Source organism: Ruminococcus sp., from assembly GCF_024684275.1.
In genome coordinates this window covers 60,750-78,518 of record NZ_JAIKXF010000055.1, presented here as the reverse complement: position 1 = coordinate 78,518, position 17,769 = coordinate 60,750, and the positions used below count along the sequence as shown (strand labels likewise).

The 17,769-nt window shown below is 41.7% G+C and carries 14 protein-coding genes, 1 tRNA gene and 1 pseudogene; 11 read left to right on the top strand and 5 right to left on the bottom strand.

The genetic code is table 11. From position 1 onward, the window contains the following. Positions 1-13: 13 nt before the first annotated feature. On the top strand, positions 14-2,197 hold the full coding sequence (locus K5677_RS06255) for an NHLP bacteriocin export ABC transporter permease/ATPase subunit (protein ID WP_296725902.1): 2,184 nt from the start codon (positions 14-16) through the stop codon (positions 2,195-2,197). A 298-nt stretch (positions 2,198-2,495) separates the two neighbouring features. Here the strand turns inward: K5677_RS06255 and K5677_RS06250 are convergent, their stop codons facing one another. Beyond that, positions 2,496-3,608 (bottom strand): hypothetical protein, encoded by a 1,113-nt coding sequence (locus K5677_RS06250; protein WP_296725900.1) that lies wholly within the window; start codon positions 3,606-3,608, stop codon positions 2,496-2,498. A 58-nt stretch (positions 3,609-3,666) separates the two neighbouring features. Here K5677_RS06250 and K5677_RS14460 point away from each other — a divergent pair. Further along, a pseudogene (locus tag K5677_RS14460) lies at positions 3,667-4,529 on the top strand (recombinase family protein); the annotation flags it as partial. Then, positions 4,527-5,246, top strand: a complete 720-nt coding sequence (locus K5677_RS14455) for a recombinase zinc beta ribbon domain-containing protein (RefSeq protein WP_366849068.1) — start codon at positions 4,527-4,529, stop codon at positions 5,244-5,246. The pseudogene K5677_RS14460 and the gene K5677_RS14455, both read left to right, overlap by 3 nt. A 132-nt stretch (positions 5,247-5,378) precedes the next feature. On the opposite strand, the gene K5677_RS06235 is transcribed toward K5677_RS14455, so the two are convergent. Together K5677_RS06235 and K5677_RS06230 are read right to left on the bottom strand one after the other, a co-directional pair. After that, positions 5,379-5,465, bottom strand: a tRNA-Leu gene (locus K5677_RS06235). 342 nt (positions 5,466-5,807) lie between these two features. Next, entirely contained in the window at positions 5,808-7,334 is a 1,527-nt protein-coding gene (locus K5677_RS06230; protein ID WP_296725896.1) for a HAMP domain-containing sensor histidine kinase, read from the bottom strand. 93 nt (positions 7,335-7,427) lie between these two features. Here K5677_RS06230 and K5677_RS06225 point away from each other — a divergent pair, with 93 nt between their 5' ends. The 5 genes from K5677_RS06225 to K5677_RS06205 all read left to right on the top strand — a co-directional run bounded on the left by K5677_RS06225 (position 7,428) and on the right by K5677_RS06205 (position 12,177). Continuing rightward, positions 7,428-8,114: a response regulator transcription factor gene (locus K5677_RS06225; protein ID WP_296725894.1), complete on the top strand. Its 687-nt coding sequence runs from the start codon at positions 7,428-7,430 to the stop codon at positions 8,112-8,114. A gap of 108 nt (positions 8,115-8,222) precedes the next feature. Continuing rightward, positions 8,223-9,155 (top strand): hypothetical protein, encoded by a 933-nt coding sequence (locus K5677_RS06220; protein WP_296725893.1) that lies wholly within the window; start codon positions 8,223-8,225, stop codon positions 9,153-9,155. Between the two features lie 114 nt (positions 9,156-9,269). Next, positions 9,270-9,806, top strand: a complete 537-nt coding sequence (locus tag K5677_RS06215) for an SH3 domain-containing protein (protein ID WP_296725891.1) — start codon at positions 9,270-9,272, stop codon at positions 9,804-9,806. A 24-nt stretch (positions 9,807-9,830) separates the two neighbouring features. Further along, positions 9,831-10,094, top strand: coding sequence for a hypothetical protein (locus K5677_RS06210; protein ID WP_296725890.1), 264 nt, complete (start codon positions 9,831-9,833; stop codon positions 10,092-10,094). Positions 10,095-10,293: 199 nt separating this feature from the next. After that, on the top strand, positions 10,294-12,177 hold the full coding sequence (locus K5677_RS06205) for a hypothetical protein (RefSeq protein WP_296725888.1): 1,884 nt from the start codon (positions 10,294-10,296) through the stop codon (positions 12,175-12,177). Positions 12,178-12,566: 389 nt separating this feature from the next. Here the strand turns inward: K5677_RS06205 and K5677_RS06200 are convergent, their stop codons facing one another. Both K5677_RS06200 and K5677_RS06195 read right to left on the bottom strand, forming a co-directional pair. After that, a complete protein-coding gene (locus tag K5677_RS06200; protein WP_296725887.1) occupies positions 12,567-13,445 on the bottom strand; it encodes a hypothetical protein in 879 nt (292 codons plus the stop codon). Further along, positions 13,432-13,986, bottom strand: a complete 555-nt coding sequence (locus K5677_RS06195; RefSeq protein WP_296725886.1) for an RNA polymerase sigma factor — start codon at positions 13,984-13,986, stop codon at positions 13,432-13,434. The genes K5677_RS06200 and K5677_RS06195 overlap by 14 nt, the downstream gene beginning before the upstream one ends. A gap of 240 nt (positions 13,987-14,226) precedes the next feature. Here K5677_RS06195 and K5677_RS06190 point away from each other — a divergent pair, with 240 nt between their 5' ends. The 3 genes from K5677_RS06190 to K5677_RS06180 all read left to right on the top strand — a co-directional run bounded on the left by K5677_RS06190 (position 14,227) and on the right by K5677_RS06180 (position 17,586). After that, positions 14,227-15,306 carry a dockerin type I repeat-containing protein gene (locus tag K5677_RS06190; protein ID WP_296725884.1) on the top strand — a complete coding sequence of 360 codons (1,080 nt, stop codon included), beginning with the start codon at positions 14,227-14,229 and terminating at the stop codon, positions 15,304-15,306. 136 nt (positions 15,307-15,442) lie between these two features. Then, positions 15,443-15,892 (top strand): sigma-70 family RNA polymerase sigma factor, encoded by a 450-nt coding sequence (locus K5677_RS06185; protein WP_296725883.1) that lies wholly within the window; start codon positions 15,443-15,445, stop codon positions 15,890-15,892. An 11-nt stretch (positions 15,893-15,903) separates the two neighbouring features. Continuing rightward, positions 15,904-17,586: a dockerin type I domain-containing protein gene (locus K5677_RS06180; RefSeq protein ID WP_296725881.1), complete on the top strand. Its 1,683-nt coding sequence runs from the start codon at positions 15,904-15,906 to the stop codon at positions 17,584-17,586. The last annotated feature ends 183 nt before the right edge of the window (positions 17,587-17,769 follow it).

Genomic DNA, 17,769 nt, shown 5'->3' with positions numbered 1-17,769 from the left:
CGGTGAGAAGGATTTGGGTTGGTTTGAACACCAGATAAAGCAAAGAAATGATTATGACCAGCAGATGTTTGAGGATTCCTTCTTACGTGTTGCAGGCGTTGTTTTAGGCAAAAGAACTGCTGAGAAGATAAGTGATGACTACATAATTACAAAACAGGCAATAGACGATGTTTTGAAGTATTATCATTTTAAGCCTGTTGATATTCCTAAGGTCATAAAAGATCATGAGGAGCAGCTTGATTACTGCCTTAGACCTCATGGCCTTATGAAAAGACAGGTAATACTGGACAGAAACTGGTGGAAGGACGCATACGGTCCGATGATAGCTTATACTAAGGATAAGGGCGAGCCTGTTGCGCTGCTTCCCTGCAACTTGAATGGATATTATTATCTTGACAGGAACAGCGGGAAAAAGGTCAGGATCAAAAAAAGCGTTTCAGAGCTGTTCAAGCGGGAAGCGTATTGCTTTTATAAGCCGCTTCCTCAGAGAAAGCTCGGGATCACTGAACTGCTGTTGTATATGAAAAGCTGTATGACTATGAGTGATTCTGTAATAATGGCAGTATTGACACTTGCGGTTACAGGAGCAGGTATGCTTATGCCGAGGATAACAAAGGCACTTACAGGTCCTGTAATATCCAGCGGCAGCAACAGAGTTCTGATCGGTATTGCAATATGCTTGCTCTGTACAGCTATATCTGCACAGCTTCTGAACGCTGTAAAAACTTTGTTTAATACAAGATTGCAGACAAAAACAAATCTTGGTATACAATCTGCGATGATGATGAGAATCATGAGCTTGCCTGCCAATTTCTTCAGAAAGTACAGCGCAGGAGAGCTTAACAGCCGTTCACAGTCGGTCAGTCAGCTATGCTCTCTGATGATCGGTCTTTTCATAGGGACAGGTCTTACATCTATAGCATCACTGCTGTATATAACGCAAATAATGAGCTTTGCACCCAAACTTGCTGTTCCTTCACTGATTATAATTCTTATTACCGTGACCTTCAGTACAGTTTCGTCGATAGTTCAGATACGTATAAGCAAGAAACAGCTGGAGCTTGACGCTAAAGAAGCCGGTTTATCTTATGCGGTGGTAAGCGGTGTACAGAAAATAAAGCTTTCCGGAGCAGAAAAGCGCTTTTTTGCCCATTGGCTCAATCTCTACTCGGATAGTGTAGAGCTTACCTACTCACCGCCGAACTTTATTAAGATGAATAGTGTTATAACAACAGCGATCTCTCTTATATCAACTATAGTACTGTACTATCTTGCTGTGAAAAGCGGAGTTGATCAGTCAGGCTATTATGCTTTTACAGCTGCATATGGTGCAGTAATGGGGGCTTTCGGTTCGCTTTCGGATATAGCTTTGGCTGTTGGCAAGATAAGACCTATCATTGAAATGGCGGAACCATTTCTCAAAGCTGAACCCGAAACTTCGGATAATAAGGAAATGGTGACAAAGCTTGCAGGCGGTATCGAGCTTAACAACGTATATTTTCGTTATAATGAAAAATCACCTTATATAGTTAAGAATATGTCCTTAAAGATAAAGCCGGGGGAATATGTTGCTATAGTCGGTAGAACTGGCTGCGGAAAAAGTACATTGATGAGGCTGCTTTTAGGATTTGAGAAGCCCGAGAAAGGCGCGATCTATTATGACGGAAAGGATCTGAACAATCTCGACCTCAGCTCTTTAAGACATAAGATAGGTTCTGTGATGCAGAGCGGAGGCCTATTTCACGGGGATATTTTCTCAAATATAGTTATCTCGGCTCCGCATTTAACTCTTGATGAAGCTTGGGAGGCTGCGGAAATAGCCGGTATCGCTGATGACATACGTGAAATGCCGATGGGAATGAATACCTTGATATACGAAGGACAAGGCGGCATTTCAGGCGGACAGAAGCAAAGGCTCATGATAGCAAGAGCTATTGCACCAAAGCCAAAGATACTTATGTTTGATGAAGCGACAAGTGCCCTTGACAACAAGACACAGAAGCAGGTTTGTGAAGCACTCGATAAAATGGGCTGTACCCGTATCGTTATTGCCCATAGGCTTTCGACTATACGTCACTGTGATCGTGTGCTTGTGATCGATGGCGGTGAGGTTATAGAAGAAGGAAGCTATGAACAGCTTATTGAAAAAGGCGGCTATTTTGCGGAGCTTGTAGAACGCCAAAGACTTGATACATGATAATATTATGAGAGCGCTGCTGATCTGGACACTACAGATCGGCGGCGCTTTCGTCGTAATTGCTTTTGTATGCTTTGGAGAAGCAGAAATCGGCTTGAATATTTACTATATGTAAAAAATGAGCACTATTTAAAGAATGGAACAAATAATGTTGCGAAAATATGATGCATTTTACATTAGGGTGTGTTATAATAATTTTTAAAGTTATTAATGCTTTCTTTGCAAATAGTATTCAGAATGTAACTAATTTCTTCGAGAGAGGGATGAGAATGGATAATGATGCCGTAGAAGTCTCTGTTTATGAAGCTGCCGCAGAAACAGAAACAGACCTGTCAGGTCTAAAAAACGAACGTCGAAATACTATGCCATTTTCCTTTTTTATAAAGGTTGGAATAACAGCTGTCGCCTTGTGGATATTGTTTACTTTTGTAGTAGGTGTACATATCTGCCATCTGTATCTGTTATCAGTATCTGTTGGTGTATATGTCGCTGCGAAAGGATTATTGCCTACATTGCCTACACTTGTTGCAGGAGCGTCCCATGTCCAGCCTGTAGGGAGTGTTACATCAGACAGCTTCTTGCCGTAAGCGACGGTCAGAACTGTTACTGCATCGGGTGTCGGATCAGCCTTTGCAACATTGATTGTCACATCCTGCTCGACAGCAGTATAGTTTGGACTTGAAGGTGTGAATACAGCCTTAAATGTCTGCTCGCCTGCGTTGCCGACAGATGTTGTGCCAGAGTCCTTCCAAGCCCATGTACCGTCCTCGGGTGTCGGGAGGGCAACATCGGCAAGGGTATCGCCGTAGGTCGCATTGAGCGTACCAACAGCAGTTGGTGTTGCAGAGATAGCTGTAACTGCAACTGTCAGGTTAGCCGAGTAGTTGTTATAGTTAGCAGTATCTGTAGGTGTAAATGTTGCAGCAAATGTATTATTACCAACATCGCCTACGCTTGTATCGGGAGCGTCCCATGTCAAGCCGTCAGGGAGCGTTATATCTGACAGCTTCTTGCCGAAAGCAGCTGTCAGATTTGTTGGAGCTTCTGGGGGAGGAGTTGCCTTTGCAATCGTAAAGTCAGTAGTCGTTTCGCCAGCCTTGTACTCGTCAGTTTCGGCGATGACTGCCTTGACGGTGTACTCTCCGGCAGCGGTCGGAACAGTTGCGGAATAAGCGGTATCATCGGCAGTTTTGAGCTTATACTGGTATGTCACAGCGCCGTTTCCGTCATTTCCGGTCACTGAAGGAGTATTCCCAGTACCGCCGTAAGTCCAGCCTGTCAGGGAGACAGTCGGAGTAATGGACTGCTTTATCTTCAATGTGATAGTAAGCTGACCTGTTCCCGTCTTGGCTTCGTCCGTTACCGGAGTTATCGTAACCACTGACGGTGTTTCATCTGCAACTGCACTCATACCGACTGGAATCGTACCTGTCAGCAGTTAAGCTACAAGAATACAGGAGTATGATATTATGAGAGCATGGCTCTATTACAGACTGTCACGAGACGAAGACACTGAGATGAACAGCTTACAGAATCAGCGGCAGATACTCGCGGACTACGCAGAGCAGAACGGCTACGACATCGTAGGAGAAAGCTTCGATGATAATGTATCGGGAATGACATTCAACAGAAAGGGGATAGGAGAGCTTGAAACAGCAGTTGATGAAGGAAAGCTCGATATTGTTTTAGTAAAGGATTGTCAAGGCTCGGCAGACACAGAACCCAGACGGCACTTTTCATAGACCACCTGCGGGAGAACAATGTAAGGGTATATTCAGTGACCGAGGGGATAGACACAACAAATGAGAACGACGATATGCTCATAGGTTTCAAGCAGCTTTTCAACGACTTTTATGCCAAAGACATAAGTAAAAAGGTGCGTGCAGGAGTGCGGCAGAAGCAGAAAAACGCAGGACTTGTAGAAACACTTCCATTGGGATATCTGAAGGATAAAAATACAGGAACCATAAGTATCGACGAAGAAACATCATGGATAGTGAAAGAGGTATTCCGCCTGTATATAGACGGATACGGTCTGACGACCATAGCAAAGAAGATGAATGCAGAAGGCATAAAGTCTCCTGACTATTACTTCAACAGAAAATTGTCCGAACATAAGCCAGACATTTCCAAGAAATATTTATGGGTTCAGACTACAGTGAAACGTATGCTTACAAATGAGCTTTATCACGGAACACTTGTTAATCACAAGACGGTCAGCTCCAAGATTTATAAGACAATAACCGCAGTACCGGAGGATGAGCAGTTCAAACACGAAAACTTCTGCGAGCCTATAATTGACGAAACTACATGGAAACAGGCACAGTTCATGCTGGAGCAGAGGTCGAAGATCAATCCACGCTCGCAGTGTGGACGTAACATTCACAGATATGCAGGAATGATAAAATGCGCTGAGTGTGGTGCGAGTCTTATCGCACGGCGAAGGAGGTGGATGGACAAGGAATACGTTGAATACACCTGCAACAGCAACCACCGTTATGGTAAGGAATACTGTACACCACATTCAGTTCGCGAGGAGCAGCTTGATGAACTTATCAAAATTGAAGTTGTGTCGCTGCTTGAGTTCATTCAAGATGAGAGCGTAAAATATGAAAAGATCGTCAAGGACTGGCTGAAAAAGAAGCCTAAGTACGACAGGGCAATACAGCACAATAATGAGAAGATCAAACAGAAGCATGACGAGATCGAACAGCTCATCATAGAGCGAATCAATGACCGCGAACACGCCAAGGTCTATAATAATATGATCGAAAAGATAGAAGCAGAGATACAGACAATCGAAAATAAAATTGCAGACCTCAGAAATTATGATGAGGTCTGCAAAAAACGGCGTGAGGAATTGAAGAACACTTCCGAGTTGATAGAGACTATACTCGCGGACGGACATATCTCAAACGTCAACCTGAGAATGCTTGTACGGCAGGTCACAGTTCACCAGAACGAGGACAAGTCTATCGACATAAAGTTCGAGATGAACGGCGCGTTCAATTACAACATTATGGAAGATGTTACAACCGATATACTGTGATACCGGATACTATCTGACAGGAATCCGAGTTTACATAGCTTCAGTTATATGATACAATAACAAAGAGTGCCCAGCAAACTTTATGAGCTTTTTGATGCTTCCTCATAACTTTTGCTAAGGCACTCTTCACTTTGGTGCGGATAACAGGACTTGAACCTGCATGTTCTTGCGAACATATGGACCTGAACCATACGCGTCTGCCAATTCCGCCATATCCGCTTGTATAATTGAGCCGAAAATTTTTACACGGTACGACTCTTGACCGAGGCGGACTGTATAACCAGTAGTTCCGCAGTACCATAATATTTTATCACAAATAGGTGAGTTTGTCAAGCTTTTTTTGAAAAAAGTTTTGTATCTTTTATTTAAACAAAGTATCCTCACTCGTTAAGAAGTGGGGATACTTTGTTTTTTCACATTATCAAGCATCAATATTATACCTATGTAATATGGAAGAATGGCAGAGAGAAGTGCTGATTGGTTATATTAGCTAATTATTAGATTCAGAGTAAAAAACACTGGCTTTTTTGCTGGAATTATGGTATAATGTAAAAGTATTTATTATACAGGCAGCCTGAACATAAACGATGTTCCTTTGCCCACTTCACTTTCTGCCCATATCTTACCGCCGTGGGACTCGATTATGAACTTGCATATATAAAGACCAAGTCCAGTGCCTGTTTCGGAGTGTTTACCCTTGTAGTATCGATCCCAGATATGAGGCATATCCTCTGCGGAGATACCGCTTCCTGTATCCTTTACGGTTACTTTTATGAAGTTTCCTTCCTCCTCTGCTTTGATAAGTATAGTACCATTTTTGGTATGCTTTAAGGCATTGGAGACAAGATTTACGAAAACACGCTGTAATCTTGAACTGTCAGCATTTACTTTAGGCAATTCAAGAGGGATACGAATTGCGAGCCTGTTGTTGTTCTTATTGAGCACGGCAAAATAGGTCTCAACTGTTTCGCGCACAAGGCTGTCTATATCGCAGGGAGCAGGCTCAAGAACCATTCGTCCTTCCTCGATTCGGGTAGCGTCCAGTATCTGCGTTACCATAAGAGCCATACGGTTGGCTTCCGAGGAGATACGTTTCAGCTTTTCTTGTAAGGCAGCCGTATCGCCGCCGTTTGCAAGCTCCATTTCCGCATTCTGAGCATATCCCGACATAGTCGCAAGAGGAGTTTTTAGCTCGTGGGAAGCGTCTGATAGGAAAGTGGTCTTCATCTCGTTTACCTTTACCAGCATATCATGCTCAGTAACGATAGGATCTGACAGTTTTTTTGAGAGAATGACCGAAATCACGATAAACAATATCAGTACTCCCGAAATAACCGCGACCATGATATATATTGACCTTTGGAAAAGATCATTCATTTCACCTAACAGAGAGTCAGTCTGCTCAGCTGCGATCTCATTGATAAGGTCTTTATAATGATTCTGGTTGAACAGAATTATACCGTAACATATATCATCATATCCAACATTGTGATTTATCAGATGATCCCATGCGCAGATAAATCCCTGACCTTCCAGAGTATATATTCCTGTGCTTATCTCGGTATATTGTTCAATGTTTCTCTGAAGTGTATTTCCAATACCGTAAAAGGAAGGTTCTTTTGCATATTCTTTATCCAGTGCTTCGATGGCTTGCTGGATCATACGGTCACACTCAGGCTCGGAAGGTATACTGTGAAATTCACCGTTAGAATAAGTAAAACCAATAACATTATTAAACTCATATGAAGTATCTATTTCGAAAAAATCAATCATATGTGTTTCAAGAACAAGCTTCTGATCTATATCAGGTATATCCTGCAAAGAGCCGAGCACTGTACATATGTTAGTTCCGAAGCTTTCGAGAGATGACTGCAAATTTCCAAGCGTGACCTGATAGAAGCCATGAGCGGTAGTATCAACGGTATTGCTTGCAATCTTAGATGTATGTGAAACAACTATATTAGTCGAGCGCTTATATACAAGATTAAAGACAAAAACAAATATTATCATTATAGTAATAAAACATATTAACAGAACACTAAGAAGCCTTCTCCGTAAAGCGCGGCTTTTGGAAATTTCTTTTTTCATTTTATCACTCCTTTATGGTGTTGAATACATTATACCATATTTTTTTCATTAAGTGAACAGAATTACGAAATTGTAATCACAGGGGGATTAATTATGCCACACATATTATTAGTAGAAGACGATTCAGACATCATGCGTATCAACAGAACATTCCTTGAAAACGAGGGCTATACCGTACACTGTGCGGATTCGGTACAGACTGCCTCATTTATGCTTGAAGAGTGCGTTCCCGACCTTGTACTTCTTGACGTTATGCTCCCTGACGGCGATGGTATGGACTTCTGCAAGATACTGCGGCAGAAAACACAGGCTCCCGTGATATTCCTTACAGCCCGTGACGAGAACGACAGCGTTATTATGGGCTTCCGCAGCGGCGGCGACGACTATATAACAAAGCCATACGACCTGAACGTATTAAAGGCGCGTATAGAAGCACAGCTCCGCCGCAATGTAAAGCAGTCTCCTCAGCACCCGAAGATAGAGCTGCCCGAACTTACAGTTGATCTTTTTGCGGGAACAGCCACACTTGATGGAAATGAATACTCATTGCCTCAGCGTGAACTTCAGATACTCTATATGCTCGCCTCGCAGATAGGCTCGCGTATAAGCTATCATGATATATACAAGACTATATACGGCTGCGACGTGGAGGATAGCAAAAATACTATAAGAGTCAATATTTCCCGTCTGAAAAAGCATTTGAATATGGATGATATGAGTACATATGAGATAGCCGTCACATCGGAGGGCGAGTACGTTCTCAGACGTGTCATATTCTAAAATTGTTTTCAGATTACAAATCTGTAATTTTGCAACATGGTCTCTGTTTGCAATGCTATAATGGCATTGTCGGCAGAGACCTTAATATTTTTGAAAAGGAGAATAATTATGAAAAAGACTTTTATTATCATTGCAATGGCAGGCATACTTACAGCAATAACAGGCTGCGGAAAAACAGACAGCGGTATAACCTCTGATAACAACAAAACTACAACAAAGGCTATAGTAACAACCACAGCAGTTACTACTGCTGAAAACACATCAACTACTTCTGCAAAAGTTGACAATAAAAAAACTGAAAGCAGCGATACCAGCACAACAGCTGTATCTGAAGAAAACACCGTAGCTTCACCTGTTACCAAGACCGATCATATGCAGATAGCAGGTGTATGGTATGAGGAAAATGTTCTCGATTCCCGTACACTTACTATTGAAGGTGACGGAACATATAAGCTCTCGTACAGAGGCGGCGGAAGTGAATATGGCAATATTCAGATAGAGCGTCAGGTGCTTGGCTTCGACGATGTCACAATTATCTGGTACTGCTTCTACAGAGCGGACGGTACTCTGTGGGAAAGCTTCCGTTTTACAGAACGTGAAAATATGGCTCCTGCTCTCGCTTCGGGATTTGACGAGACAGCATCAGTATTTTGCTTAGGAGACAGCTCTGAACCGACACAGACCGACAACACCTTAGCGGCAGTCAAAAGATTCATGGGTAATTGGAGCTACGGAAGGTGCTATATCAGTATCAGCAATAATGGCGACGGAACATACAACGCAGATGTAAAGTGGAGCTCCAGCGCGGCTGATGGCAGTGCGTGGACATACATCTGTACATACGATGCGGAGAATGACGCTCTCGTTTGCAGCGGTTCGGGAGTAAATGTTGATTATTTTTATACAGATGACGGTCAAAGCTCATATACGGAAAATTATAATAACGGCAGCGCCATGTTCTACACCGATAATAATGGAAATCTCCTGTGGCTCGACTACTATGCAAATGTGGCTGATGAAATTTTATTCACAAGATGCTGAAAAAGAAATTACAAATTTGTAATTCTGGACACATGACGAAAAAAAATGATATAATATAATTAAAGAAAGGCACAAAGCCGAAACAAAGCTATTTTTAAGGAATGAGGTATTATTATGAAAAAAATGATTTCTTGTCTGGCAATACTCACAATGTTATCTTCTATGGTATCATGCGGAAACACAGAAAACGGCGGAACACATGAAAATTTGATTTCGTCATCAAAAATAACTACATCAGCTGCTGAAACAACTACAGCAGGTTCAGCAAAAGATGAAAAAACAACAACAGCTGCAAAGACAGCAGAAAAGTCAAAGGATACCGCCAAAACTGAAACATCTGTTAATGATGCAGCAATCAGTAATTTCGAACTGAAAGAGGAAGACCGTTTATTCGGCGCATATGTTGATACTAAGGGGGACGGTCTTAATCTGAGAAACGAGCCATTCCCCACAGCAGATATAATCGCCACTATACCCGACAAAACTCAGATTGATATTTACTCATGCGGAAAAGCAGGCTGGTACTGTACAAGCTATAACGGCAAATCGGGGTATGTAAGTGCAGACTATGTCAAGGAGATACAAGATTATGAGCCGCAGGAGAATACACAGAAATTAATAACTGACATCAGCGAGCTTGTCGGACAGTGAAAGTATCAAATAGCTCCTGAAGGTATGAATATTACAGCAGGAGTGACTGACAACGGCACTATTGATATAAAATCAGACGGTACATATACATATACCGACCTTGACGGCAATAATCATTCAGGCACGGTAAAAGTGGATTATGATACATTCGGCGGAGATTACAGTGTTCCTTTCTTTGCATTCTATGAGGGCGATCAGTTCTTTATAGGCTGCTATTGTCACGAAACACATTCCGATGTGTATATGACAGGCAACGGCGGTATGTCACAGATAGTCAGAATAAAGTAAAAACAGCATTTCAGCTTATACTCCTTATTAGGAACGGTCATCTGACCGTTCCTTTTTTTATATATGTGATTACAGTATTATAATTAAATTACAAATTTGTAATTCTGCGCACAGAGCAGAAAAAATATGCTATTATATAATCACAGTAAAGGCACAGCGCCTAAACAAAATAATTTTAAAAAGGAATGAGGTAGTTTTTATGAAAAAAATGATTTCTTGTCTCGCAGTTCTTGCAATGCTCACAGCAGTCTCCACAGCTACTGCTTTTGCAGAAGACACCGCAGCCATATCAGTCACATCAGAGACTTCTTACTATGAAACTGACATCAGAAACCTTGTAGGTCAGTGGAAGTATCAGGTAGCTCCCGAAGGTATGAATATAACAGCAGGAGTAACTGACAACGGCATCATAACCGTAAAAGAAGACAGCACATACACATATACAGACCTTGACGGCAATACTCATTCAGGCACGGTAAAGGTGGATTATGATACATTTGGGGGAGAGTTCAAAGTTCCGTTTTTTGCATTCTATGAGGGTGACAAGTTCTTTATCGGCTGCTATTGCAGTCAGAATAATCCCAATGCATATATCACCGGAAACGGCGGAATGGCTCAGCTCTTATTGGTTGATGCTGATTTTTCCGCAATAACAGGTGAATGGGAAGAAGTGAACGGCAACAGAAGAATTTTCAATATCAGTGCAGACGGTGCATATACTGTTACCTATCCCGACGGCATAATTATTCAGGGTTTTATCAAGATCGGAAATGAGATGTTCAGCGAAAACAGCGACGGCAAATGGTACAATTTCTATAATACAAACGGAATTGCATGGATAGGCTTCCCAAAGACTGATAGCGGAACAGTCGATGAATTAAAGGCCGGCGACTTTACTCTCAGGCGCAGTAACGCCGATACAAATGCTAATGCTCATCAGGAGCAATCAGAAGGCGAAAAGACTGATGACAAGAACGAGAGTGCATCATTTGATAAAGAGGATAAGACTATGGGGGCTATAAGAGTTATGGAAAACTTCAATGTAATTATGGCATTAACCGGTGCAAGTCCTGTTTATACTATCGATGACGGAAAAGTTAAGGGGTATGTAAAGGTAAATGACAGCCGTTTTACTTCTATAGCTGATCTGTATGCATTTATTGCAGATAATTTCACAGGAGAAGCAAAAGAATCTTTTATAAGATACATTGATGGCTATTTCATTGAGAAGGACGGTTCACTCTATGTACAATTAATACCTCGTTCTTTCTATCAGTTCCATACAGAAAACGGTGTTACCATCACAGATCCTGCTATGGACTACTGCACAGCTACGGCTAATAAGGGCGATAAACTCTACGGTTTTGGCAGAGCCGTACTCAAATGCGAAAGCGGCAAATGGCATATCGAAAGCTATGAATTCGGTGATTTTTACGGAGTCGAAGGACATGATGTTTCAGAGATAGCAGGCACATGGGACGAAGTTGATACACTTTATCCGAGGCAGCTTATCATAAGAAACGACGGTTCGTTTACTCTTATCTTCGTTGACGGAAGAGTAATGTATGGTACTGTTGAGGCAGAAGATATAGGTTATCCAAACGGCAGCAGAATGACATGGTTCAATCTTTACGATGAAAACGGTAACTTCTATACTGGTTTTGAAGCAACTTCACTGACTCCTCTCAATGACCTCTATACAGGTCAGGACTGCTCAGAACATTTTGTCCGCTATATAGAGCCCGAACACAAATATTCAACAGATGAGCTTCAGAAAATGGCGGCAAAAGATTATGAAGAAAAAACAGGTATCAGACCTGCTGATACACATTCAATGACTAACGTAGGCGGTTCTGTCACTGTTGTATTTACAGATGAAAAAGGCGAAGATTTTGACGCATATAATCTTGATCCCGATACAGGCGTTGGTGAGAAATTCTCTGACGGCAGCGTGGTAAATCTCCCGCAGACAGGTGTTAATTCCCTTGCGCTTGCAGGTACATTAGCAGGCGCTTCCGCTGTTGCACTTCTGGGTCTCGGTGTTGTTATCTGGTCGGGAAAGCTCCGCAAAAAAGAAGAATAAGAATAATACAAGCATAAGTACAAAAGGAAGTTAAAAAGCAGCGAGTCCTGTTTATAACAGGACTCATTGTGATAATAGCAGGCATAGGTTTGAGCTTGACTTCTAAAAGCTATATTAATCCGATTTTTAGTTGTTGAGCAGACATTAAATATAAAAAACGGTCTCACATAATCGTGAGACCGATATTTTTTCACTATCATAGCGAAAGTTGAACCATACGCGTCTGCCAATTTCGCCATATCCGCATAATGCCTGATGAATTTTACACGGCTCAGACTGACCGAGGCGGACTATATTAACAGTAACTCCGCAGTACCATGATGTTTTATCACAAACAGGAGCATTTGCCAAGTGATTTTTTGAAAAAATAGTAATGCTTTTAGCATCAACTATGAAATATCGTCTTCTTTTTTATAGTCCATATTTCTGAACAGATAATACTCATAAGTATCGGGAGTTCTGACTGCAACTGCTTCTTCTTCGCTGACATCTGATATTCTGAAAACAGGTAATTTATAATCAATCGGAAGTGCCTCGTCAGGCTTTGTTATCTGAACGTGATATGCAAAAATAAAACCTTCTATTAAATCTTTGGAGATGATCTCATTCTTTTTTTCATAGAAAATAGGATCATCATTATCATTGATTACAAGAGTTGCCGTTGAATCCATGAAAAAGCTATTTAGGTTAGTTATTGTTGTAACATTAGAAGTTAAAACAGTAGCAGTTGCAGAATTAGGATAAGTTACCAACTGTGTTGACTTTACGGTTTGTGTGACATTCGCAGCACCCTCAGCCGTAGTAACTGTTACTGCTGATACATTAGTTGCTGATGTAGTTTGAACATTATCAGCGGTCGTTTGAAGCACTTTTGTAGTTTGAGGAACTTTTGTGGTTTGAAGAACGGCTTCTGTTCTGGTCGCATTTGAAGTAGTTACTGTAGTTTGCGTGGAAGTTTCAGTTTTGGTTGTTATTATTGCAGTTTGAGTTGTTGTTTGTTCTATCACATTTGAAGTAGTTGTCTCAGTTGCGGCAGGTTCGGTTGCAGAAATTATTTCAGAGCCATGGAAATTATCGTTTGGCATTTTCATAGAGAAAGAAAAGTGCCATGCACCAACGCAGACTATAACTGCGGCGCATAATCCAGATACAGCATAAGAAATATGACGTATCTTAGCGGCTCTTTTTTTGCGCTGTTCCAATAACTTGTCGCCATTTTCAAATATTCGCTCAGCGACCTTCAAGGTCATTTTATCATATTTCCTCATATCTGAAGCCCTCCCTTTCCAGAATATTTCGCAAAGACTCCTTTGAACGATAGAGAAGATTCCTTATTTGCCTTTCCGATCTGCCCATTATTTTAGCCGTTTCAGTGTTGCTGAAATTCTCAAAATATATCAGATACAGTACCTGTCTGTAATCATCATTCAGCTTTTCCAATGCTCTGAGGAGCTGTTTTTTGTCCTCGCTTTTGATATAATCCTGCTCTATATCGTCCCTGTCTGAAACATCATACATATCGTCAACAGGTACTTTTCCAAGCTTTGATGCTTTTCTGATATAGTCAACAGCCGTATTTCTGCCTATAGAATAAAGCCACGATTTGAACGAGGATTTACCCGAGAATTTAGGTCTGTCCACATAGAGCTTGAGTAGAGTATCCTCCGCAAGCTCTTCGGCAAGGCAGAAATCGCCTGTAATACTGTTCAGAAACAGAACGAGACCTCTGCGGTAGTCCTCTATTATATCAATAAGAGCATTTTTATCACCATCAAGAAAACGGCGGTAGCTACTTGCACCGTTATCCATATTAAACTCCTTTCGCAGACGTGCTTTCTGCACCTGTTTGGGTTTAGTGATATGTCTCTTCATATATAAGTCGTAAAAAACACGAAAATGTCTCACCTAAATTATAAATTTTCCGAAATTTATTGTCAACAAACATTTTCTGAATTTTTTTAATAAAGGGTGAGACAAAATGCGTTTTTTTACGACTTATTAGTGAAAGCAAAAATCAAACTTAATAATTTCCTAAAAGGAGGTCATATTATGAAAAAGAAGATAATGTCAATAATTGCAGCTGCGGCTGCAATAGCAAGTGGTTCTCCGCTTTGTACAAATGCTGTTTATACTGAAAGAATGACTCCGACAGACCACACGGATTACCTCAAAATCGACTTCATGTCAGACGTAAATCAGGATTTCTATATTCGTACAGGAGACAAAAAAGATCCCGAAAACCCATATTATTACAATATACTTGTGGAGGAAAAATACAGTGACAGAGTATTCATTGGTATGCCAAGGGAGGAAACAGATCCAAGGAAAGGTTTTACCATTGAAACGAAAGACGAAGTTTCCGAGCGTATTAATTTGCAGTTCGAAGACTTTGTTACCGAAAGCGGCAATAAAGTAACTGTTTGCAGAAACCCATTCAATAGTGCTTACGGCTATTATGTAACTCCTTATGACGCTGAAAAGCCCGGCGCAGTATTTGAGCTGACAGCTAATGACGCCCGCAGAATAAAGGACATACTTATCAAAGGCGGCATAACTGCTGATATGATCTACTCCACTGATGTTAACAGTCCGCACAAGGGGTATACATACCTTACTCTGATGAAATATCCGTCCGATGTTTATACAGAAAGAACAGTGGGATTATCAGGACAGGCAAGAACTGCTGTATATAGTGAAATTAAAGCAGAGGCAGTATCCGCACTTGAAAAATACATTGAAGATAATAACTTGGATTTCACTCTGACTACTTCTGGTGAAAATGTGATGGAAATAAGCCTTAAACCTAATTATGAAATATCCTTTGAAGATCACCTTGCAGTCCTTAAAGATATACACGACAAGACCAATATTGGAGTGATCAGTATACTTGAATTGGCTGCGGCAGGTGAAAAATTCGGTGGCGTTGACCTTATGAATGCTGTTGACGGCGACTCCAACTGCGACGAGCAAATGGACATGGCAGATGTTGTGTTTATCATGCAGGCTCTTGCAAATCCTAATAAGTATCAGCTTTCTGCACAGGGAAGCTTCAATGCAGATCTTAACGGTAACGGCATAACAGTTGGCGACGCTCAGGCGATACAGAATAAACTCCTCGGACTTAGCTGATATAAATTATATATATGCAGCCTGTAGAAATACAGGCTGCGTTTTTTTACTTGACAAAAGTTCATAAATTGTTTACAATATTCTCTGCTCATGAGGTGTCACTAAAACGTTAATCATTATGAAGGGAGGTCACAACGTGTCAGAAGAATTAAAAGAACAGTACGAAAAAATATTCCGATATTGCTTTTTTAAAGTCCATGACCGTGAAACTGCGGAAGATATCACGCAGGAGACATTCCTTCGATTCCTTGAAAGTCCGAATTATACGGACATGAACAAGGAGCTCAGGTATCTGTATACGATAGCCGGCAATCTGTGTGCAGATCATTTTCGCAGGAAGCCAGCTGAGGAACTCAGCGAGGATATCCCTGATGAATCCGACTTTGAGGATTGTATCCTTAACAGCGCAGCTCTCGGAACAGCAATAAGGTCTCTGCCGCAGGAGGACAGGGAGCTTGTGGTGTTAAGGTACATAAACGAGACACCTGTGAGTGTGCTTGCGGAGCTTTACGGCATATCGCGATTTAAAATGGGACGTAGGATAAAGGTCATTCTTGACGAGCTCAGAAAGCAATTCAAAGGATAGGAGGTATCGGCTTGGACAAGAAATTAAAGAATGCCATTCGGGAGTCTTTTGTATTCCCTGAATCAAAGCATAAAGAAGATTTTTTCGCACAGGTCGGAGCCTCTTATGCAGAAAAGCGAAAAAGGCGTTTTCCTGTGGCTTCACGGCTTGCGGCGGCAGCAGCCGCGCTTCTTATAGGTATAGGCATTTACGGAGCTTCAAAGCTTCGCACGGATTTTGACGGCAATGACACCGAGCATACAGCTCAGCCCACTACAGTATCCATAGCGGTCACGGAGGACTCAACGGCTCAGCCAACAGAGACCTCTACCGCGTCGGTAACAGGCGCAGTATCTGCGGCGACCACTTTAACGGCTGCCACCACCGCAAGGGTGCGGACCACAGCGGCTGCCAGAACAAATATCACGCGCACAGCCAAAGCCACGGCGCAGGCAAGGACAACAGCGCCTGTACACACACCGGCTGAGGCAGAAACAACAACTATATCCGAGTATGAGGAAGGGAGTGTTACTATGAAAAAAATGATAGCTTTCTTATCTGCTATGGGAATAGCAGCTACAGCAAACCCGACAGGCGTATATGCCGAAAACCCGAATAAGATAAGATTTTCTTGGGGTGAAACAAGTTGGTTCAGTTCACTCCAAGAGACAAATTGGAAGTACGATATGAATAGTGACGGCGATTTTGACATCGAAGATATTTTTGAATTAAAGCTGTATTCAGACCACGTTTGGCACTATTGGCAGGAATACCGCGAAGACCAGTCGAAATATACGGATATGTATAAATATTATGATGAGCAGACCTTTAAGCACGTCAAAAAGATAATGCACAACGAAAATTTAATATATGAAATACTGCCTTTTGACATCAGAAGTGTAAACCAGATTGCAAGGTATTACCTATATATAAACGGCGAATATCCTACAACTGATGAAATAAGGGAAGCATTAAGAGACTACGACTTTATGACTGTTGACGGACCCGACCATGTAGATGAGTTTATCGAATATATGGAAAAGCTGAGAAGCGAGGTCAAGACATACGAGGATAAGGACTATACAGAAGCACAGCTTGATTGCTTCAGACGCCTTGACAGCGGTGAAACGGAAAAAGATGTAAACGGCGACGGAGAGTTCAATTATTTTGACGTATATGATATTCTTGGATATGTCGTAAACGCAGATGTGATCGCAAGAAATAGGTCTATCGAACTTGACGGAGTTCCCATGTCCGACGAGCTTAATGCGAGAGTTGAGCAATACGGTGATATGAACCTTAACGGTGAAATTGACAGTGATGATTTCGGATATCTGGCTCTTTATCTTGATAAGATGAACCTCAAGCCGCTTCCTATCACAGACCATTTAAAGGTTATGAAGACCTATACGGTAAGCGGCGCAAAAGAGGTCAACGACGAGATGAACAGGTATAATGCTCTGGATTATTCCCTCGGTGACGTTGACAACAGCGGCTCAGTAAATGCCATAGACGCTTCTTTGGTTCTTGACTATTATTCCAAGACCTCCACAGGTCAGAGCACAGGTTTTGATGATACACAGAAAAAGTCAGCCGACGTAAATAAAGACGATAGCATAAATGCTGTTGATGCCTCAGAGATACTTTCCTACTATGCATACACTGCAACGGCAAATGGCAGCGTCATGACCTTAGAAGAATACATAAACAGCTGACAAAACAGCCGTGCACTTCGCACGGCTGCTTTCTTTTAGGAGACATTATCTTTTTTTATAGCTTGGATCTCTGAACAAGTAATATTCGTCGGTATTTGGACGAAAACAGCATAAGGTCTCACAATCGTGAGATCGCTATTTTTACACAAAAATAGCGCGACCTGAACCATACGCGTCAGCCAA

What these genes read in the sequence shown, in the direction of transcription:
- K5677_RS06210 (WP_296725890.1), top strand. Translation starts at nt 9,831, where the DNA reads ATGAATATTACAGCAGGAGTGACTGACAACGGCACTATTGATATAAAA.
- K5677_RS06200 (WP_296725887.1), bottom strand. Translation starts at nt 13,445, where the DNA reads ATGAGGAAATATGATAAAATGACCTTGAAGGTCGCTGAGCGAATATTT.
- K5677_RS06225 (WP_296725894.1), top strand. Translation starts at nt 7,428, where the DNA reads ATGCCACACATATTATTAGTAGAAGACGATTCAGACATCATGCGTATC.
- K5677_RS06205 (WP_296725888.1), top strand. Translation starts at nt 10,294, where the DNA reads ATGAAAAAAATGATTTCTTGTCTCGCAGTTCTTGCAATGCTCACAGCA.
- K5677_RS14455 (WP_366849068.1), top strand. Translation starts at nt 4,527, where the DNA reads ATGCTGGAGCAGAGGTCGAAGATCAATCCACGCTCGCAGTGTGGACGT.
- K5677_RS06215 (WP_296725891.1), top strand. Translation starts at nt 9,270, where the DNA reads ATGAAAAAAATGATTTCTTGTCTGGCAATACTCACAATGTTATCTTCT.
- K5677_RS06250 (WP_296725900.1), bottom strand. Translation starts at nt 3,608, where the DNA reads ATGAGTGCAGTTGCAGATGAAACACCGTCAGTGGTTACGATAACTCCG.
- K5677_RS06195 (WP_296725886.1), bottom strand. Translation starts at nt 13,986, where the DNA reads ATGGATAACGGTGCAAGTAGCTACCGCCGTTTTCTTGATGGTGATAAA.
- K5677_RS06230 (WP_296725896.1), bottom strand. Translation starts at nt 7,334, where the DNA reads ATGAAAAAAGAAATTTCCAAAAGCCGCGCTTTACGGAGAAGGCTTCTT.
- K5677_RS06190 (WP_296725884.1), top strand. Translation starts at nt 14,227, where the DNA reads ATGAAAAAGAAGATAATGTCAATAATTGCAGCTGCGGCTGCAATAGCA.
- K5677_RS06220 (WP_296725893.1), top strand. Translation starts at nt 8,223, where the DNA reads ATGAAAAAGACTTTTATTATCATTGCAATGGCAGGCATACTTACAGCA.